This window comes from Kribbella polygonati (assembly GCF_050320105.1).
Lineage (GTDB): Bacteria > Actinomycetota > Actinomycetes > Propionibacteriales > Kribbellaceae > Kribbella.
The window spans coordinates 2788028-2805557 of the sequence record NZ_CP190129.1; the positions used below are offsets into that span (position 1 = coordinate 2788028).

Below are 17530 nucleotides of genomic sequence, written 5' to 3' on the forward strand. Positions count from 1 at the left end.
GTCATTTTATGATTAATTCTAAAGAGACTACTGAAGTGCTGATCGTCGGCGGCGGGCTGGCCGGGCTGGCGACCGCGGTCTTCCTCGGCGAGCTCGGAGTCCGCTCCCTCCTGGTCGACCGACACGCCGGTGCCTCGATCCAGGGCCGGGCCCGGGGCATCAACCAGCGGACGATGGAGCTCTACCGTGCTGTCGGGCTCGAGGACGACATCCGCGCGGCGGGCCGGCCGTTCGCGCACGACTGGGGCGTGGCACGCTGCGAGACTCTCGCCGGCGAGTGGCACTGGCTGTTCGCCGACGACGCCCCGAAGGCGTGGCCGGAGCTGAGTCCGTCGGAGTTCTGCCAGGCTGACCAGAGTGCGATCGAGCCGATCCTGATCGCCGCCGGTCGCGCCCGCGGTACGACGTACCGCTTCGGCACCGAGCTGGTGTCCCTGACCCAGGACGACGAGCAGGCAACAGCCGTACTGCGCGATCTCGCGACCGGTACGACGTCGACGGTCGAGGCACAGTACGTGGTGGCGGCCGACGGGCACCGCAGCCCGATCCGCGAGCGGCTCGGCATCCAGCGGATCGGGCCCGGCGTCGTCCAGCACTCCGCGAGCATCGTGTTCCGGGCGGACCTCGCGGCGTACGTCCCGCGCCGGGCGTTGTTCTGGATCATCGCGAACGACGCGGTAGGCGCCGGGCTGGTCACCACTGCCGAGGCCGACCGATGGAGTCTGAACGTCGCCTACGACCCGGCTGCCGGTCAGTCGGTCGAGGACTTCACGACCGAGCGGGCGATCGCCGCCGTCCGCGCGGCGGTCGGCGCGCCCGGCCTGAAGGTCGAGATCGAGGACGTGGCCGGCTGGCAGCAGACGATCGGCCTGGCGGACCGGTACCGCGACGGCCGCGTCTTTCTCGCCGGCGACGCGGCGCACACCTGGCCGCCGGCCGGCGCGATGGGCGCGAACACCGGCGTTCAGGACGGGCACAACCTCGCCTGGAAGCTGGCAGGCGTGCTCCGCGGCTGGGCCGGTGCCGGACTTCTCGACACCTACGAGGTGGAACGCCGCACCGTCGCCGCCGAGTTGTCGGACCTGATTGTGAACCGCCAACTGAAGCGCGTCGGAGCCACGATCGAGGACGACACCACAGACGACCAGCTCTGGGTGCTCGGCCAGCGCTACCGGTCCGACGCCGTCGCGGGCGCCGAGCACACCACGGTCTTCGGCGACACCCTCGAACGGAGCGTCCGCCCCGGTTGCCGCGCACCGCACGTCTGGATCGATGACCGGACCTCGACCCACGATCTCTTCGGTCGTGGCTACGTCCTGTTCGCGCCGACCAACCCGAAGCCCTGGCGGGACGCCATCCACCGGGTGCAGCCGAAGCTGCCGGTGGAGGCCCATCGAATTGGCGTCGAGCCCGCGTGGAGCAGCTACGGCCCGGCGCCGCGGGTGAGCCTGATCAGGCCCGACGGCTATGTCGCCTGGACGGGAACCGATCCGGACGATCTCGCCGCCGCCGTGCCGTCGTTGCTGGCGCTCGACGACTAGAGCGGACTCGATGGCAGGATGACGCCATGGCACGAGCAGCGAGCGACGACCAGCACACGGCGGACGGCGCGCAGGACTCCGCCGTACGGCGGTCCCCGCTCGCGATGGCCGTACTGGTCCTGCTCACCGGGCATCCGCAGCATCCGTACGGGCTGCGGCAGCGGATCCGGGAGTGGCAGAAGGACCAGGTCGTCAACGTGACTCAGCCGAACGCGATCTACCAGACGATGAGCCGCCTCGAACGCCACGGCCTGATCGAGGCGGTCGAGACCTCTCGGGAAGAACGCCGCCCGGAACGGACCCTCTACCTGACCACGGATCGTGGGCGGCGGCTCTCCCGACGGTGGGTCCGGGACCTGCTCAGTACGCCGGTCGACGAATACCCGAGCTTTCCGGCCGCGCTGTCCTTCGCTTCGGCGCTACCGCACGACGAACTGGTCGCCGCGCTCAGCGACCGCTTGGCGGCCGCTGAGCACAACCTGGCCGCCTTCGACGCCGCCACCAGCGCCGGTTTCGCCGCCGCCGAGCACCCGCCGGTACTCCTGGATCTGGCCGATCACGAGTACCGGCGGGCAATGGCCGAGGCTGAACTGACCTGGCTCCGGGGATTCCTGGACCGAGTCAGCTAGCGCCGGCTACTTCGCGCCCGCGTTGGTCATCTGCCGGAGCTCCTTCTTCAGTTCGGAGATCTCGTCGCGGAAGCGGGCGGCGACCTCGAACTGGAGCTCGGCCGCGGCGTTGTGCATCTGGTCCGTGAGCTGCTGGATCAGGTCCGCCAGGTCGGACGACGGCAGGCCGCCGGCCAGCTCCTTCGCCTTCTCCCCCGCCTTCTTGCCGCCACCCGGGACCGGTGCCTTGCCGCGCGACTGGGTCCGGCCGGAGCCGAGCAGCTCGGCCGTGTCGGCGTCCTCGCGGGCCAGCATGTCGGTGATGTCGGCGATCTTCTTCCGCAGCGGCTGCGGGTCGACCCCGTGTTCCTCGTTGTACGCGATCTGTTTCGCGCGCCGCCGGTTCGTCTCGTCGATCGCCTGTTCCATCGACGGGGTGATCTTGTCGGCGTACATGAACACCTGGCCGGACACGTTCCGGGCCGCGCGGCCGATGGTCTGGATCAGCGCCCGGCCCGACCGCAGGAAGCCTTCCTTGTCGGCGTCCAGGATCGCGACCAGCGACACCTCCGGCAGGTCCAGGCCCTCCCGCAGCAGGTTGATGCCGACCAGTACGTCGTACTCGCCCATCCGCAGCTCGCGGAGCAGCTCGACCCGGCGCAGCGTGTCCACCTCGCTGTGCAGGTACCTGGTCCGGATCCCCATCTCCAGCAGGTAGTCGGTCAGGTCCTCGGACATCTTCTTGGTCAGTGTGGTGACCAGGACCCGCTCGTCGCGCTCGACCCGGACCCGGATCTCGTGGATCAGGTCGTCGATCTGCCCCTTCGTCGGCTTCACGATCACCTCGGGGTCGACCAGCCCGGTCGGCCGGATGAGCTGCTCGACGTACCCGTCGGACTTGTCCTGCTCGTACTGCCCCGGGGTCGCGGACAGGTACACGGTCTGGCCGATCCGCTCCAGGAACTCCTCCCAGCGCAGCGGGCGGTTGTCCATCGCCGACGGCAGCCGGAACCCGTGCTCGACCAGCGTCCGCTTCCGGGACATGTCGCCCTCGTACATACCGCCGATCTGCGGGACGGTCACGTGCGACTCGTCGATGACCAGCACGAAGTCCTCGGGGAAGTAGTCCAGCAGGCAGTGCGGCGCCGTACCGGGCTCGCGGCCGTCGGTGTGCCGGGAGTAGTTCTCGATCCCGGAGCAGGTGCCGATCTGGCGCATCATCTCGATGTCGTACGTCGTGCGCATCCGCAGCCGCTGCGCCTCCAGCAGCTGCCCGTTGCGCTCGAGCTCGGTCAGCCGCTCCGCCAGCTCGGCCTCGATCGAGGTGATCGCCCGCTCCATCCGCTCCGGCGCGGTCACGTAGTGCGTCGCCGCACCGATGTAGACCTCGTCCTCCTCGGACAGCACCTCGCCGGTCAGCGGGTGCAGCGTCATCACGCGCTCGATCTCGTCGCCGAAGAACTCCACCCGGACGGCGAGCTCCTGGTACACCGGGAACACCTCGAGCGTGTCGCCGCGGACCCGGAACGTGCCGCGGGTGCCGGCCAGGTCGTTGCGCGCGTACTGCACGCCGACCAGCTGGCGGAGCAGCCCGTCGCGGTCCATCTCGGTGCCCACCTTCACGTGGATCATCCGGTTCAGGTACTCGTCGGCGGAGCCCAGGCCGTAGATGCAGGAGACGGTGGCGACCACGACCACGTCGCGGCGGGTCAGCAGCGACCAGGTCGCGGAGTGCCGGAGCCGCTCCACCTCCTCGTTGATCGAGGAGTCCTTCTCGATGTAGGTGTCCGTCTGCGGGACGTACGCCTCGGGCTGGTAGTAGTCGTAGTACGACACGAAGTACTCGACGGCGTTCGCCGGGAAGAACTGGCGCAGCTCGTTCGCGAACTGGGCGGCCAGGGTCTTGTTCGGCTGCAGGATCAGCATCGGCCGCTGGATCCGCTCGGCCAGCCAGGCCACCGTCGCGGTCTTGCCGGTACCGGTGGCGCCGAGCAGCACGACGTCCTGCTCGCCGGCGTTGATCCGCCGCTCGAGGTCCGCGATCGCGGCCGGCTGGTCACCGGCCGGCTCGAAGTCCGACACCACCTTCAGCGGCGCGACCATACGCTGGAGATCCGACACCTGTCTCATGCCCACCACCGTACGGCGCCCCGCCGACAGTTTCTAAAATCGGCGGGTCAGAAGCTCTTGATCAGGGTGTTGTTCATGTACGTGAGCTCGTTGACGCGGCGCTGGTAGACCGTCGTCTTGAGGGCGGCGTCACTCGCCGTGACGCGGTCGAACTGGTCCTGGTACGCGGTCACGAACCCCTGCATCGCGACCTTCTTGCCAGTCTTCGACACCCAGGTGCCGGTGTAGGTGAGCGCGTAGCAGGCCTTGATGTTCGGGTTCGCCGGCTTGCACTCGGTGCCCTTGCCGATCCGGACGCCCTCCATCCCGTTCGACTCGATGTCGACCAGGTGCTCGGCGAGACCCTTCGCGTCGTACAGCGTGGTCTGCCGGACCCAGTAGTACCCGTCGATGATCCCGCGGGTGCTGAACTTCTGGAGGATGTAGTTCTTCCCGGCCTTGGTCTTGTCCCAGTCCGGCAGCCAGCCCTTGGACGGCGTGAACCAGACGCCGTACCCGACCTCGACGCCGACGTCGTTCGGGCCCTTGGAGTCGTTCGGGGTCGGCGTCGGCGACGGGGTGTACATGGTGCCGAGCGGCTCCGGCGACTTCTCCGCGGCGCTCTTGCCGTCGTCCTTGCCGGTCACCAGCAGTACGACGCCGACCGCCACCAGCAGCACCGCGACGATCGCGCCGGCCATGATGATCCACGGCAGCTTGCTCGACTTCGGCGGGTGGTTCGGCCGCGACGGGCCGGGTCCCCAGCCGCCGGGGGCCGGGGCGGGGGCCGGCGGCGGGCCCGGCGGTGGACCGTACTGCTGACTCATGGTTGTTCCTCGCGGTAGTTCTGGGGACACAGACTGCTGATCAGAGGCTGTCGATGACGGACTTCTTCATGGTCGCGGCGTCCGCCTCGGCCTTCGGGGCGAAGTCGGCGTTGGTCCGGAAGTCCAGCGCGGTGACCACACCGTCCTTGCGCCGGTACACCTCGATGGACCCCTTCACCGCGGCCTGGACGCCGTTCTTCACGAACGTCGACGTGTAATCGATGGCAACGCACTCCACCAAGACGTCCTTGGGACACGGCAGGTTCCGCACCGCGCCGAGTTGGGCGACCTCTTTGTCGGTCTCCCCTTCGACGATGCCGAGCAGATAGGCGTTGGCGGTCACGTCGCGCTTCTGCCGGACCCAGAAGAACGCCCGGGCGCCCTCGGCCTGGTTCGGCGGGAAGATCGCGATCTGCTTGCCGGCCTTCTCCTTGGCGTACAGGGACCAGCCCTGGGCCGGTACGACGGAGACGCCGAAGCCCACCGGGATCGCGTTCGACGGCGGCTGGTACGACGACTTCGGCGCGGTCGGCGTACTCACCGGCGTACTCGGCGGGTTGTCCGGGCCGGCCTTGTCGTCGCCGCCGGACAGCGCCACCAGGACGACCGCGACGATCGCCACCACGAGCAGCCCGGCGCCGATCGGGATCAGCAGCGGCGGGACGTGCGGCAGCTGGAAGCCCTTCTTCTTCTGCGGGGGCGGGCGGCGCAGCGACGGCGGACCCACCTTGTCGCCCCACGACGACGAGGTCTGCGTCGGCGGCCCGTCGGGTCCGGGCGCGGCAGAGCCGCCCCACGGTGACGGGGGCGGCTGCACCTCGAGGTTCCAGGGCGACGGCGGCAGCTGCTCCTCCGGCTCGTCGCTCTGGCCCTCGTCCGGTCCCGGCTGGTTGACCCAAGGGTTACCGGCGGGACCCTTGTCGCGCTTTCCGCTCACTGACTCTGGAGCACCGACTTCAGCATCGCCGTCGAGTCAGGGTCGAGGGTGGCGAGCTTGTCCTTGCGCCCGTACGCCTGTGCGACCGTGATCACGCCGTCGTTGCGCTCGATCACCGCGACGAACCCGACCACCGCGAAGCTGCCGCTCTGCGAGGTCGTGACGCCCGAGTAGGCCTGCGACATCAGGACCTTCACCGGGGTCTTGTCGTCCGGACCCGGCGTCACGGTCTTGACCTGCTTGGTCTGCACCGAGGACAGCGACTTGGTGTTGGCCTTGACCACCTGGGACAGGATCGAGTCGCCGGACTCGGAGGACTTCGCCGCCGCGACCATGAACAGGCCCTCGCCCTGCTTGACCAGGAACACGCCCTTGTAGCCGTCGAGGCTCTGCCGGACGTAGCCGGGCTGCGGCTTCACGTAGATGCCCTCGGCAACCGCGATGCCCTCGTCGCCGCCGGTGCTCGGCTGGGTCGTCGGATTCGCGGTCGGCTCACCCGTCGGGCCGTCGGTCGGGCTCGCGGTCGGCTCACCCGTCGGGCCGTCGGTCGGGTTGGCCGTCGGCGCGGACGTCGACGTGGTCGGCGTCGGGTCGGCCTGGTCGTTGCCGCCCTTGAAGACGAGGGCGAGGATCACGCCGATGATCGCGACCACCGCGAAGGCACCGCCGGCGATCAGCAGGGTCTTGCTGTTACCGCCACGGCGCGGCGGCTGCTGGCCCGAGTAGCCCTGCGGGCCACCGTACTGCTGCTGACCCGGGAAGCCCTGCTGCTGGTACGGCTGCTGGCCGGGGTAGCCCTGCTGTGGCTGCTGGTACTGCTGCTGGCCAGGCTGCTGCTGGTACTGACCGCCGTACCCGGGCTGCTGCTGGTACTGCCCCGGCTGCTGCTGAGGCTGACCGTAGCCCGGCTGCTGCTGGCCAGGCTGCTGCGGAGGCTGTTGCTGCAGCGGCTGTTGCTGGGGAGGCTGCTGCTGGGGAGGCTGTTGTCCGTAACCAGGCTGCTGTCCCGGCTGACCGCCGTACGGCGGCTGGCCGCCTTGGCCGCCCTGGCCACCGTACGGCGGCTGCTGCTGGTTGCTCATGCCTGCGTCTCTCCACTCGTCGCAGCGGTCGGTGCGGTCACCCCACGGGCGGACTTCGGTACCGAACGCACCGAGTTGCCACAGGCGGAGCAGAAGTCGGACTGCGGGAGCAGCGGCATCTCGCAGCGCGAGCAGAACGCCAACTCACCGGACGCGTGGTTCGAACCACCGCGCGCGGCCGACTCCAGCGCCGCCTCCAGCAGGCCCGTGTGCAGCACGGTCCGGACCCGGATGATCAGCGCCGCGAGCAGCAACAGACCCCAGACGATGCCGAGGACAGCACCGATCGTGGAACCGCGACCGCCGACGAAGCCGAGCAGGTAGACGCCGCCCTGGAAGAGCGCGTTCACCACCATCGCCTGCAGCAGGCCGCCGACCCAGCGCGGCGTGAAGCCGTCGTACCCCTCGCCGAGGCCGGAGAACTCCGCCCCCGCGAGACCGGTCGCCGAGCCGTACACGAGCGGCTTGATGAAGCCGTGCAGCAAGACGATCGAGATCCACGTCCCGGCGCTGCTGCCCGGACCGGCGAAGCCGCCGTTGATCCAGCCCCAGTGCAGGACGAGCGTCTCGAAGCAGGCGTAGCCCACACCGGCGACGACGCCGAACGTGAAGCCGTCCATCAGGTCGTCGTACCGCGGCCGGGACGCCAGGTAGAGCGGGCCGATCTGGCGGATCAGCTCGGACACCACCGGCACCAGCAGGAGCAGGATCAGCAGGTCCCGCAGCGACGGGCCGCTGCTGTTGTTGCCGATCGAGTCGAGGGACAGGCCGATCTTGTCCGACCAGATCCAGGTGAACAGCCAGGCCAGCAGTCCGGTCAGCACGAAGGCCGCCGCGACGACCGGGATCGGCTCGTCCTCCCAGAGGTTCACGTCGTACAAGTAGATGATGTAGACGATCGGGATCGCGAACGCGGCGATCATGATCGCCACCGGCAGCGCGCCGAGCGCGGCCGTCACCACGGTCAGCAGCAGGGCGATGCCGAGCGCGACCTTGTAGGTGTACGGCTGTTTGCCGGACCCCTGCGGCATGATCGTCGAGACCAGTTTGAAGGACGCCACCGGCTCGTCCGGCCTGGCGGCGTACGCGTTCTTCCGCTTCGAGTCCCCGGTGCGCATGTCGTTGCCACAGTGGTGGCAGAAGTTCGACACATCGGGGACGTCAGAGCTGCAGCGCGGACAGACCACGCCATCCTCCCAACCTCGGACGTCCGGACCGGCGCGGGATGCGCCGGCCGTGCCCGGCCCCGAACAGTTCGGGCCGGACCGGGACAGATTCTCGTACAGGGGGTCCCGGAAGCATCATTTCCCGCGCAGGGGTCACCTTTTCGTGTCCGGACCGTGCCTTAGCCGGTGCTCGAACGTTGCCCACACCTCGTCCAGCCGCCGATCCAGGTCGCTGAGGCTCCCGGAGTTGTCCACCACGACGTCGGCGACCGCCAGCCGGTCCGCGCGGGACGCCTGGCTGGCGATCCGCTGCTCGGCCTCCGCGGCGGCCATCCCGCGCTGCGCGGTGAGCCGTTCGACCTGGACCTCGACCGGTACGTCGACGACCAGCACCAGGTCGAACCGGTCCGTCTGGCCGGTCTCCACCAGCAGCGGGATGTCGTGCACGACGATCGCGTCCGCCGGCGCGGCCTGTTCGATCTCCGCGGAACGCAGCCGGACCCGCGGATGGATGATCGCTTCCAGCGTGCGCCGCGCGGTCTCGTCGCCGAACACGATCTGCCCCAGCGCCGGCCGGTCCAGGTCGCCGTCGGCCGTCAGTACGCCGTCCCCGAACGCCGCGACCACCTCGGCCAGCCCGTCCGTCCCGCGCGCCACCACCTCCCGCGCCAGGACGTCGGAGTCGATCACCACGGCCCCACGAGCCGCCAGCCGCGCCGACACCGCACTCTTCCCGGACCCGATCCCACCGGTCAGTCCCACTCTCAGCACGCCAGCACCCTATCGAGCGGCCTAGCATGACTTATGGGGTGGTGGCGGCAGCGGCGTGTGGAGGAGTTGCGGCATGTTCGGGTGATGGCGGAGGAGGACGTCGTCCGGTTCGGGGAGGAGTTGGCGCGGTTCGGGGAAGGTGCTCGGCTGGATGCGGAGGCGCGGCTGGACTTCCAGGCGGCGCTGGACGCGTTCGAGACCGCCGAGCGGCTGGTGGATCGGCTGACCTCGTTCGACGCGATCAGTGCGGTCGTCGACACGCTGACCGACGGGCGGTACGCGCTCGCGTGTGTCCGTGCCCGGGTCGCGGGTGAGCCGCTGCCGACACGCCGTACGCCGTGCTTCTTCAACCCGCAGCACGGCCCGGCCGCGCGGGACGTCGTCTGGACCCCACGCAGCGGCCCGACCCGGAAGGTGCCTGCGTGCGCTCAGGACGCGGCCCGGGTCCAGGCCGGCGAGGATCCGCCGGTCCGCCTGGTCCGCTACGGCGAACAGCAGGTACCCGCGTGGGAGGCAGGCGCCCCCAACGAGCCCTACCGAATCGGCTTCTTCTCCGCCAGCGGCGCCCGGGCCCACGTCATGGAACTGAAGATGCGCCTCAAAGGCGAAGGCCGCGGCCAATGGGGCACCGACCTCGGCAAACCCCGAATCCGCCGCCCGTACGACTGAAGGGTCAGGCATGAAGCTGCTTCTCACCTCCGCCGGCATCAAGAACACGAGCATCGCGAACGCGCTCGTCGAGATGCTGGGCAAGCCCATTGCCGAGGCCAGCGCTCTGGTAATCCCGACGGCGGCCTACCCCGCGGGCGGTCCCGCTGCCGCGTGGCGCATCGTCTCCGGCCGCGCGATGAGTCCGCTGTGCGAGATCGGCTGGAAGTCTCTCGGCCTGCTCGAGCTCACAGCGCTCCCCAGCATCGATGCGGCGCAGTGGATCCCCCTCGTCCGGGAAACCGACGCTCTTCTGGTGGGCGGAGGCGATCCGCTGTACCTGGCGTACTGGCTGCAGCAGTCCGGCGTGGCCGACGTCCTGCCTTCGCTGCAGGACACGGTGTGGGTCGGGGTGAGCGCCGGGAGCCTCGTGGCGGCGCCCCACCTGGGCCAGGACCTGAGTGACTGGCAGTCGCCGACGGGCAGCGTCGAGGCACTGGGGCTGGTCGACTTCGGTATCTTTCCGCACCTCGACAACCCGGACATGCCGGAGTTCGGCCTGGCCGGCGCGGAGCGCTGGGCCGCCGCGCTCGACGGACCGGGCTACGCCATCGACGACCAGACCGCCGTCACCGTCGTCGACGGCGAGATCGCGGTCGTCTCCGAGGGCCACTGGAAGCTGTTCGACTGACCAGTCCCCTCACACAACGCACGAGGCCCCCGCATCCGGGTGGATGCGGGGGCCTCGAGGGCTACAGCCGAAGAGATCAGCCCTGGCCGGTCAGCTTCTCGCGAAGAGCCTGCAGCGCCTCGTCGGAAGCGAGCGCACCCTCGACGGGAGCGTCGTCCTTCGGGGCAGCGGCCGAGGAGTACGTCGACGCCTCGCCGGCCTCCACGTCGGCCGACTTGGCCTCCTCGATCTGCTTCTTGTGGGCCTCCCAGCGCGTGTGGGCCTCGGCGTACTGCCGCTCCCACTCCTCACGCTGCGCGTCGAAGCCCTCGAGCCATTCGCCCGTCTCCGGGTCGAAGCCCTCCGGGTAGATGTAGTTGCCCTGGTCGTCGTACGTCGCCGTCATGCCGTAGAGCGTCGGGTCGAAGTCGTCCGAGACCGGGTCCACACCCTCGTTCGCCTGCTTGAGCGACAGCGAGATCCGGCGCCGCTCCAGGTCGATGTCGATGATCTTGACCATGACGTCGTCGTTGACCTGGACGACCTGCTCCGGGATCTCGACGTGCCGCTCGGCCAGCTCGGAGATGTGCACCAGACCCTCGATGCCCTCCTCCACGCGGACGAACGCACCGAACGGAACCAGCTTGGTGACCTTGCCGGGCACGATCTGGCCCATCTGGTGGGTCCGGGCGAACTGCTGCCACGGGTCTTCCTGGGTCGCCTTCAGCGACAGCGAGACGCGCTCGCGGTCCATGTCGACGTCCAGCACCTCGACGGTGACCTCCTGGCCGACCTCCACGACCTCGGTCGGGTGGTCGATGTGCTTCCAGGACAGCTCCGAGACGTGCACCAGGCCGTCCACGCCGCCGAGGTCCACGAACGCACCGAAGTTGACGATCGAGGACACGACGCCCTTGCGGATCTGGCCCTTCTGCAACTGGGTGAGGAAGTTCATCCGCACCTCGGACTGGGTCTGCTCCAGCCAGGCGCGGCGGGACAGGACCACGTTGTTGCGGTTCTTGTCCAGCTCGATGATCTTCGCCTCGATCTCCTGGCCGACGTACGGCTGGAGGTCGCGGACCCGGCGCATCTCGACGAGCGAGGCCGGAAGGAAGCCACGGAGGCCGATGTCGAGGATGAGACCACCCTTGACGACCTCGATGACGGTACCGGTGACGACACCGTCCTCTTCCTTGATCTTCTCGATCGTGCCCCAGGCCTTCTCGTACTGGGCGCGCTTCTTCGAGAGGATCAGGCGGCCTTCCTTGTCCTCCTTCTGGAGAACGAGGGCCTCGACGTGGTCGCCGACGTTGACGACCTCGTTCGGGTCGACGTCGTGCTTGATCGACAGCTCGCGGGAGGGGATCACGCCTTCGGTCTTGTAACCGATGTCGAGCAGGACCTCGTCCCGGTCGACCTTGACGATGGTGCCCTCGACGATGTCGCCGTCGTTGAAGTACTTGATGGTCTGATCGATCGCCGCGAGGAAGTCTTCCTCCGACCCGATGTCATTGACCGCTACCTGCGGGGTGCTGCGTACTGCGGGGTCGAGGGGAGCCTCGATGCTGGCCGTCATGTGGTGGGTTGCTCCGTGGACTGGTGGTGTCGTGCGGTTGCGCCATGTTCCTTTGGATCGCACCAAACCGCGGGATTGCCAGAAGACGACAGATTCACCACCGAGCTGCTGCGAGTCACGAGCCTGCTCCGTCCGAGGTCGCGCGGGCCCATAGCGCATCTCACAGAATACCGGGCTTGACTCGGACAGCACAACCTGGGGCACCCGGCAGTACCGGCCGCCCGCCGAGGTGTTCCCGACGTGCCACTCATCTCAATGTACGACGTCCAGGTCCGGGCGGCCGCCCGCGAGCGTGGCCGTGTCCGCCATCCGGGAGACCAGCCGGTACGCACGGGCCGCGATCTCGTGCTCGGCGGCCCGGCCCGCGAGGTCCAGCAGCGCCCACAGATCGGCCGCCCGGCCGAGGTCCACGAGCGGCCCGCCGAGCCAACGGAGCTCCGTCAGTACGGCGCCCGCAAGCACCGTGTCCTCGCAGAACCGCAGCAGGTTGCCGAGGTCGGCGTACGGCGAGCCGACGTGCGCGAACTCCCAGTCGATCAGGCCGGTGATCCGCGCCGAGTCAGGGTCGACCAGCAGGTTCTTCGGGTTGAAGTCGCTGTGCACCAGGCAGAACCGCTCCTCCCCGCCGGCCAGCAGCTCCTCGGCCTCGTCGATCACGGTCGCGAACCCGTCGCCGAGCTCCAGCCCCAGCCCCGCGACGTACTCGGTCAGGTCGCCCGTCCCGAACGGCTCGACCCCGAGCTCGTCGTCGCGGAACATCCCCGGCCGCAGGAACGGCATCCCGCTCAGCCGCGCGAGCAACTCCCCCAGCTGGGTGCCGACCGTACGCCGCTGGGCTTCGGTCGCGGTGTCGAGGAACACCTGCAGGTTGACGCCGGGCAGCCGCTCGGTCAGCAGGTACGGCGGCTCCTCGTACGACCCGTCGCGCTTGAGGTCGAGCACCCGCGGCACCGGTAGCAGCCCGCGGACCAGCTGCAGCAGCGCGGCGTCCACCGCGGCCCGCCCCGGGTCCCTCGCGTAGAACTTGATCACCGCGTCCTCGCCGCCCGCGCTCACCGCGAACGTCTGCCCGCCGTACCCGCCGGCGAGCGGAACGGCGCTGGCTGCAAAGTCGACCATGCCCCGACACTAGAGTGTGCGGGGTGAACGAGCCGGTACGGGTTGAGCTGACGGAAGCGCAGACGTCGCGGGCGAGCCGTACCTATTGGAACGAGGTCGCCGAGGAGTACCTGGCCGAGCACGGCGACTTCCTCGGCGAGGACCGGTTCGTCTGGTCGCCGGAGGGTGTCGACGAGGCGGACGCGCGGTTGCTCGGGCCGGTGCGCGGGCGGCGGGTGCTGGAGGTCGGCTGCGGCGCCGCGCAGTGCTCCCGCTGGCTGGTGACCCAGGGCGCGGACGTGACCGCGTTCGACATCTCGATCGAGCAGTTGCGGATCGCGAAGACCCTCGACGTACGTACCGGCACCGCGGTCCGTACGGTCGCCGCCGACGCCGTCGCGCTCCCCTACCGCGACGCCGCGTTCGACATCGTCTGTTCGGCGTTCGGCGCGCTCCCGTTCGTGGCCGAGGTCGGTACGGCGTTCCGCGAGATCGCCCGGGTGCTCCGGCCGGGCGGGCTGCTCGTGTTCTCGGTGACGCACCCGTTCCGCTGGACGATGCCGGACGACCCGTCGGAGGCCGGGCTGCGGATCACCCACTCGTACTTCGACCGCACGCCGTATGTCGAGGTCGACGACGCCGGTACGCCGGTGTACGCCGAGCACCACCGCACCACCGGCGACTGGATCCGCGAGCTGACCGGCGCGGGCTTCGTCGTCGACGACCTGCTCGAACCGGAATGGCCGGCCGGGCACGACCTGATCTGGGGTGGCTGGGGCCCGGTCCGCGGCCCGCTCGTTCCCGGTACAGCGATCTGGACGGCGCACAAACCATGAAGGACACCCGTTTCCCGGCAGTCGACGGCCTCCGGGTGATCGCCGCGGTCGCGGTCGTCGTCTCCCAGGTCGGCCTGCAGACGCACGCACCGTTCGCCGGCGTGGTGTCGCGGCTGGACGTCGGCTGGACGATCTTCTGCGCGCTGTCCGGCTTCCTCTTGTACCGGCCGCACGTACTGGCGTGGTTCTCAGGCACCCTGCCCCCGCTGACCCTGCCGTACCTCCGCAGCCGTGCCCTACGCATCCTCCCGGCGCTTCTGGTCGCCGTACTGCTCTCCATCGTCTTCGTCCCGCACCCCGCGACGACGTACCTGCGCTGGGCGGCGTTCACGCCGTTCCTGTTCTATCTGCTCCTCCCTGGCCTCGGACGGCTGCTGACCGGGTACGAACGCCCCACCCGACGCAGTGTGCGCTGGCGGCTCCTCGTGCTGCTCGCGCTGACGGTCCTTGGCCCGGTTTGGATGGCCGCCGTGACGGCCACCGACCACCCGGACGCAGGCCTCTGGCTGCCCGGCTACCTCGGCTGGTACGCCGTCGGCATGGGTATGGCGTTGTGGCAGGTTGCCCGCGCCACGGGACGCCTCGGCCCGTCCACGCTCGACACCCTGACCAGGGTCCCCGGCACGCTCTGGGGTATCGCGGCAGCACTCCTGCTGATCGCAGCCACCCCGATCGCCGGTCCGTACGACCACTCGACGCCCACACCGGCCCAGGCGCTCGTCAAGAGCCTGCTCTACACATTGGCCGTCGCTTGCGTGCTGTTCCCGGTCCTGACGCCAAGCGCGAGGACGGTCCGCGTTCTTGGCGGTCGACGCGCGCAGATCGCCGCGCAGCTCTCGTACGGCGTCGTCGTGTACCAGTTCGTCGTACTAGGGCTGCTGCACGGACCGTTCGCCATACAGGTCCCTGTGACGTTGCTGGGAGCCGTAGCGCTCGCAGCAGTCAGCTATCGCCTTCTGGAGCGCCCTGTCTTGGGAAAGAAGACACCCACAGCCAAGACGGAGAGCAGCGCGACCAGCCCGAGCAGCAGCGCGGCCCTGTAAGTCCTGTCCGGCATGAACCGTGCGGTGACGACCTGTTCCTGCCCCGCCGGTAGCAGCCAGCCCTGTTGCCACCCGCCGACGCGGATCGGCGTGAGCTTCTGGCCGCTGCCGTCGTACGCCTCCCAGCCCTCGTTGTAGTTCTGCGCCACCACCAGCACGGACTGCTGGTCCGCGCCCGGCACCTCAACGGTGAGCTCCGTGGGGTTCGGCCGCCACACGTCCACGCCCTGGACCGGCTGGGCCTTCACGTCGCCGAGCCCGGCCTTCGCCAACGTGGTCTCGATCGGCACGAGCCCGCCGTTGGACTGCACCTCCACCTGGTGCTGCCCAGACCGCAGCGGAACCGCCGTCAGCGTGCCGCACAGGCTGAACGGCACCGGCTGCCGCAGGAGCAACTGCTGCATCGTGGCCGCGACCTGGGTCCGCATCGGTACGCCGTCCACGCTGACCGCCGGCCCGTTACCGCAGTACGCCGGAACCTGCCGCTTCGGGTCGATCGCCTTGCGCAGCTCGTCGGCGCCGAGCACCTCGATCTCAGAGACGCCGACCGGACTGGTACGGGCGTCCTGCAGCGGCTTGGTCGCGGTGAAGTCGATCTTGACGGTGCGGGTGTGCCGGGTCGGGAACCGGACGTATCCGCCGGCGTCGACGGCCGCGCTGACCGGTGTGCTGTTGTCGAAGTGCAGCGTGACCGCGGCCGGCCGCGACCCGTTCAGGTACGCGTCCGCCTGGAACCGCAGCCCGTGGAGGTCCCGCGCGGTCGGCAGCGTCAGCGTCAGGCTCGGTCTCGGATCGTCCGCGGCGGCCAGCCACCCTGTCCCGACGGAGCGATCGACCACCGCACCCGGGCGGCCCTCCGGCGCGGCGATCCCCCGCGACGACGCGGTCGCGGTGATCGCGCCCGGCACGGTGAGCAGTTGCTCGAGCGTGTCGCCGTCCTTCGCCAGCGCGGTCCCTCGCAACTCGTACGACGCGGGCTGCGGGATGCTGATCGCCCGGGACAGCCCGTTCGGCTCGGCGGAGTCCTTCGCCTGCTCGGGGCTGCACAGCGCCCGCGCCCCCAGGTGCAGACAGGCGGAGCGCCCGATCTGCTTGTTCCGCAGTACGACGGCGCTCGGCTCCTGGTCGGTCTCCCGGTTGCCGGTCTCGACCAGCGGCAGCCCGTCGACCTTGCCGCTCGCGTCCGCCCGCAGTACGGCGGCCCCTTCGCCGCCGAGCGCGGTCACCACGGTCGGTACGTCGTCCGCGCCGCCGTCGACCGCGACCAGCCGGGACTGCGGGATCAGCCGGCCGGGTGTGGTGGCGCCGACGTCGTAGATCTCCACGCTCGGGTACGGCAACCGGGTCTCGCCGGCGGGACCGAAGTACGCGACCCGCCCGATGCCGGCGTCGGCCAGGCTCTCGTGGATCGCGAGCGCCGGCGTACCGTCCGGCAGATCGTTGCGCACGACAACGTAGCGCACACCGTCGCGGGTCAGCTCCTGCCGCAGCGTCTGGTCGCCGACGCCGGAGTCCACGCGGTTCCACAGGTCGTCGGTGAGCGCAGCCATCGACCGCTTCGCCAGGGCGGCCAAGGGCTCGTTGGAGGCCGACAGGACTAGCACACTGCCCGGTGCGGACTGGCCGTCGAGCCAGTCCGCCGCCTGCTCCCAGTGCTTCGGGATCGCGGCGAACGCGCCGGCAGGCTGTACCAGGACCACCGGCAGCGCGGCGGCCGCGGCGAGGCTGGTGACGAGGACGGGTACGACGCGACGATTGATGCCACGGGACACCGACAGCGTCGTAAGCCGCGGCAGGTAGTGCGCGGCCGCGAGTGCTAGCGGCAGGCCGACGACAGCACCCGCCACGGGCAACCAACGCGGACCTGGCGGCGCAGCGCCGTACCGGATGAGCATCAAGAGCGGTACGAGCCACCAGATCGACGCCGCGACGACGAAACCGAGCCAGACGAGCGTGAGCTTCACCCGTGCTCGCAGTACCAACCAGACCGCGGGCAGTACGAGGAGCGCTGCGCTTCCGGCCGGACTGGCGCCACCTATGAGGGCAAACGCGACAGCTGACCAGCTGGCTCGCCACCAACCCGAGCGGACGCGTGGGGAAACGAGTGGCAGCAGTACCCACGGAGCCATGGCCATCGGCCACACCTCAATGGGGAGCTCACCGAATGCCCGTGGCACCAACGCGTACAGCACGCCGACAGCGAAGCGCGTCCAGGGCACGCCGTACTGCAGGACGTTGCACAGCTTCCAGATACCGAGGAAGGCGACGCACAGCACCAGGGACCACCAGAGGCGCTGGATGATCCAGTCCGGCACCGACAGCGTGTCCAGCAACCAGTGGAACGGACCTATCGGCAGCAGGTAGCCGTACGCGTCGCTCTGCAACTGCCCGAAGGCGGTGTGCGGGTCCCACAGGTGCAGCGCCCGGGAGAGGAAGCCGCCCGGTCCAGCGGTCAGCTCCAGCTTGCGGTCAGGGACGACCAGGCCGGGAGCATGCTGGAAGCAGAGGGCAATCAGCGCCAGGCAGCCCAGGACGAGCCGTGCCCGCCAGACCACCTGCTCCGAACTCCCTGCTGTCAGCCTCCTCACCGGCGGGACATTAACGGATCCGGCGGCTCC

Annotated in this window: 15 protein-coding genes; 6 read left to right on the plus strand and 9 right to left on the minus strand. The window is 69.6% G+C overall.

Annotated elements, in window-relative coordinates; translation table 11 throughout:
* The first annotated feature begins 8 nt into the window (after positions 1 to 8).
* The gene (locus ACQHIV_RS13375; RefSeq protein ID WP_427894165.1) at positions 9 to 1541 is read left to right on the plus strand and encodes an FAD-dependent monooxygenase; all 1533 of its coding nucleotides are present in this window, start codon (positions 9 to 11) and stop codon (positions 1539 to 1541) included.
* Positions 1542 to 1567: 26 nt separating this feature from the next.
* Complete coding sequence (locus ACQHIV_RS13380) at positions 1568 to 2170, plus strand: PadR family transcriptional regulator (protein WP_427894167.1); 603 nt, start codon at positions 1568 to 1570, stop codon at positions 2168 to 2170.
* A gap of 6 nt (positions 2171 to 2176) precedes the next feature.
* Here ACQHIV_RS13380 and uvrB read toward each other — a convergent pair whose 3' ends face one another.
* The 6 genes from uvrB to coaE form a co-directional block, all read right to left on the minus strand.
* On the minus strand, positions 2177 to 4279 hold the full coding sequence (uvrB, locus tag ACQHIV_RS13385; protein ID WP_427894169.1) for an excinuclease ABC subunit UvrB: 2103 nt from the start codon (positions 4277 to 4279) through the stop codon (positions 2177 to 2179).
* A 47-nt stretch (positions 4280 to 4326) separates the two neighbouring features.
* Positions 4327 to 5085: a hypothetical protein gene (locus ACQHIV_RS13390; RefSeq protein WP_427894171.1), complete on the minus strand. Its 759-nt coding sequence runs from the start codon at positions 5083 to 5085 to the stop codon at positions 4327 to 4329.
* A gap of 40 nt (positions 5086 to 5125) precedes the next feature.
* Positions 5126 to 6022 (minus strand): hypothetical protein, encoded by an 897-nt coding sequence (locus ACQHIV_RS13395; protein WP_427894173.1) that lies wholly within the window; start codon positions 6020 to 6022, stop codon positions 5126 to 5128.
* A complete protein-coding gene (locus tag ACQHIV_RS13400; RefSeq protein WP_427894174.1) occupies positions 6019 to 7104 on the minus strand; it encodes a PT domain-containing protein in 1086 nt (361 codons plus the stop codon). Before ACQHIV_RS13400 ends, ACQHIV_RS13395 begins: the two co-directional genes overlap by 4 nt.
* Positions 7101 to 8222, minus strand: a complete 1122-nt coding sequence (locus tag ACQHIV_RS13405) for a PrsW family glutamic-type intramembrane protease (RefSeq protein ID WP_427894176.1) — start codon at positions 8220 to 8222, stop codon at positions 7101 to 7103. Before ACQHIV_RS13405 ends, ACQHIV_RS13400 begins: the two co-directional genes overlap by 4 nt.
* A 201-nt stretch (positions 8223 to 8423) precedes the next feature.
* Complete coding sequence (gene coaE / locus ACQHIV_RS13410) at positions 8424 to 9038, minus strand: dephospho-CoA kinase (RefSeq protein ID WP_427896476.1); 615 nt, start codon at positions 9036 to 9038, stop codon at positions 8424 to 8426.
* A gap of 87 nt (positions 9039 to 9125) precedes the next feature.
* Between coaE and ACQHIV_RS13415 the strand changes: the two genes are divergently transcribed.
* On the plus strand, positions 9126 to 9710 hold the full coding sequence (locus ACQHIV_RS13415; RefSeq protein WP_427894178.1) for a hypothetical protein: 585 nt from the start codon (positions 9126 to 9128) through the stop codon (positions 9708 to 9710).
* A gap of 10 nt (positions 9711 to 9720) precedes the next feature.
* On the plus strand, positions 9721 to 10380 hold the full coding sequence (locus ACQHIV_RS13420; protein ID WP_427894179.1) for a Type 1 glutamine amidotransferase-like domain-containing protein: 660 nt from the start codon (positions 9721 to 9723) through the stop codon (positions 10378 to 10380).
* A gap of 76 nt (positions 10381 to 10456) precedes the next feature.
* Here the strand turns inward: ACQHIV_RS13420 and rpsA are convergent, their stop codons facing one another.
* A complete protein-coding gene (gene rpsA, locus ACQHIV_RS13425) occupies positions 10457 to 11935 on the minus strand; it encodes a 30S ribosomal protein S1 (RefSeq protein ID WP_427894180.1) in 1479 nt (492 codons plus the stop codon).
* Between the two features lie 252 nt (positions 11936 to 12187).
* On the minus strand, positions 12188 to 13054 hold the full coding sequence (locus ACQHIV_RS13430) for a phosphotransferase family protein (protein ID WP_427894182.1): 867 nt from the start codon (positions 13052 to 13054) through the stop codon (positions 12188 to 12190).
* 23 nt (positions 13055 to 13077) lie between these two features.
* Between ACQHIV_RS13430 and ACQHIV_RS13435 the strand changes: the two genes are divergently transcribed.
* Both ACQHIV_RS13435 and ACQHIV_RS13440 read left to right on the plus strand, forming a co-directional pair.
* Entirely contained in the window at positions 13078 to 13869 is a 792-nt protein-coding gene (locus ACQHIV_RS13435; RefSeq protein WP_427894184.1) for a class I SAM-dependent methyltransferase, read from the plus strand.
* Positions 13866 to 14912: an acyltransferase family protein gene (locus ACQHIV_RS13440; RefSeq protein WP_427894186.1), complete on the plus strand. Its 1047-nt coding sequence runs from the start codon at positions 13866 to 13868 to the stop codon at positions 14910 to 14912. The genes ACQHIV_RS13435 and ACQHIV_RS13440 overlap by 4 nt, the downstream gene beginning before the upstream one ends.
* Here the strand turns inward: ACQHIV_RS13440 and ACQHIV_RS13445 are convergent.
* Entirely contained in the window at positions 14816 to 17500 is a 2685-nt protein-coding gene (locus tag ACQHIV_RS13445; RefSeq protein WP_427894188.1) for an alpha-(1->3)-arabinofuranosyltransferase domain-containing protein, read from the minus strand. The genes ACQHIV_RS13440 and ACQHIV_RS13445 overlap by 97 nt on opposite strands.
* Positions 17501 to 17530: the final 30 nt, after the last annotated feature.

Excerpts from the sequence above, each read along its gene's own strand:
- ACQHIV_RS13375 (WP_427894165.1), top strand. The coding sequence starts at position 9 with ATGATTAATTCTAAAGAGACTACTGAAGTGCTGATCGTCGGCGGCGGG.
- ACQHIV_RS13380 (WP_427894167.1), top strand. The coding sequence starts at position 1,568 with ATGGCACGAGCAGCGAGCGACGACCAGCACACGGCGGACGGCGCGCAG.
- uvrB (WP_427894169.1), bottom strand. The coding sequence starts at position 4,279 with ATGAGACAGGTGTCGGATCTCCAGCGTATGGTCGCGCCGCTGAAGGTG.
- ACQHIV_RS13390 (WP_427894171.1), bottom strand. The coding sequence starts at position 5,085 with ATGAGTCAGCAGTACGGTCCACCGCCGGGCCCGCCGCCGGCCCCCGCC.
- ACQHIV_RS13400 (WP_427894174.1), bottom strand. The coding sequence starts at position 7,104 with ATGAGCAACCAGCAGCAGCCGCCGTACGGTGGCCAGGGCGGCCAAGGC.
- ACQHIV_RS13405 (WP_427894176.1), bottom strand. The coding sequence starts at position 8,222 with ATGCGCACCGGGGACTCGAAGCGGAAGAACGCGTACGCCGCCAGGCCG.
- ACQHIV_RS13415 (WP_427894178.1), top strand. The coding sequence starts at position 9,126 with ATGGCGGAGGAGGACGTCGTCCGGTTCGGGGAGGAGTTGGCGCGGTTC.
- ACQHIV_RS13420 (WP_427894179.1), top strand. The coding sequence starts at position 9,721 with ATGAAGCTGCTTCTCACCTCCGCCGGCATCAAGAACACGAGCATCGCG.
- rpsA (WP_427894180.1), bottom strand. The coding sequence starts at position 11,935 with ATGACGGCCAGCATCGAGGCTCCCCTCGACCCCGCAGTACGCAGCACC.
- ACQHIV_RS13430 (WP_427894182.1), bottom strand. The coding sequence starts at position 13,054 with ATGGTCGACTTTGCAGCCAGCGCCGTTCCGCTCGCCGGCGGGTACGGC.
- ACQHIV_RS13440 (WP_427894186.1), top strand. The coding sequence starts at position 13,866 with ATGAAGGACACCCGTTTCCCGGCAGTCGACGGCCTCCGGGTGATCGCC.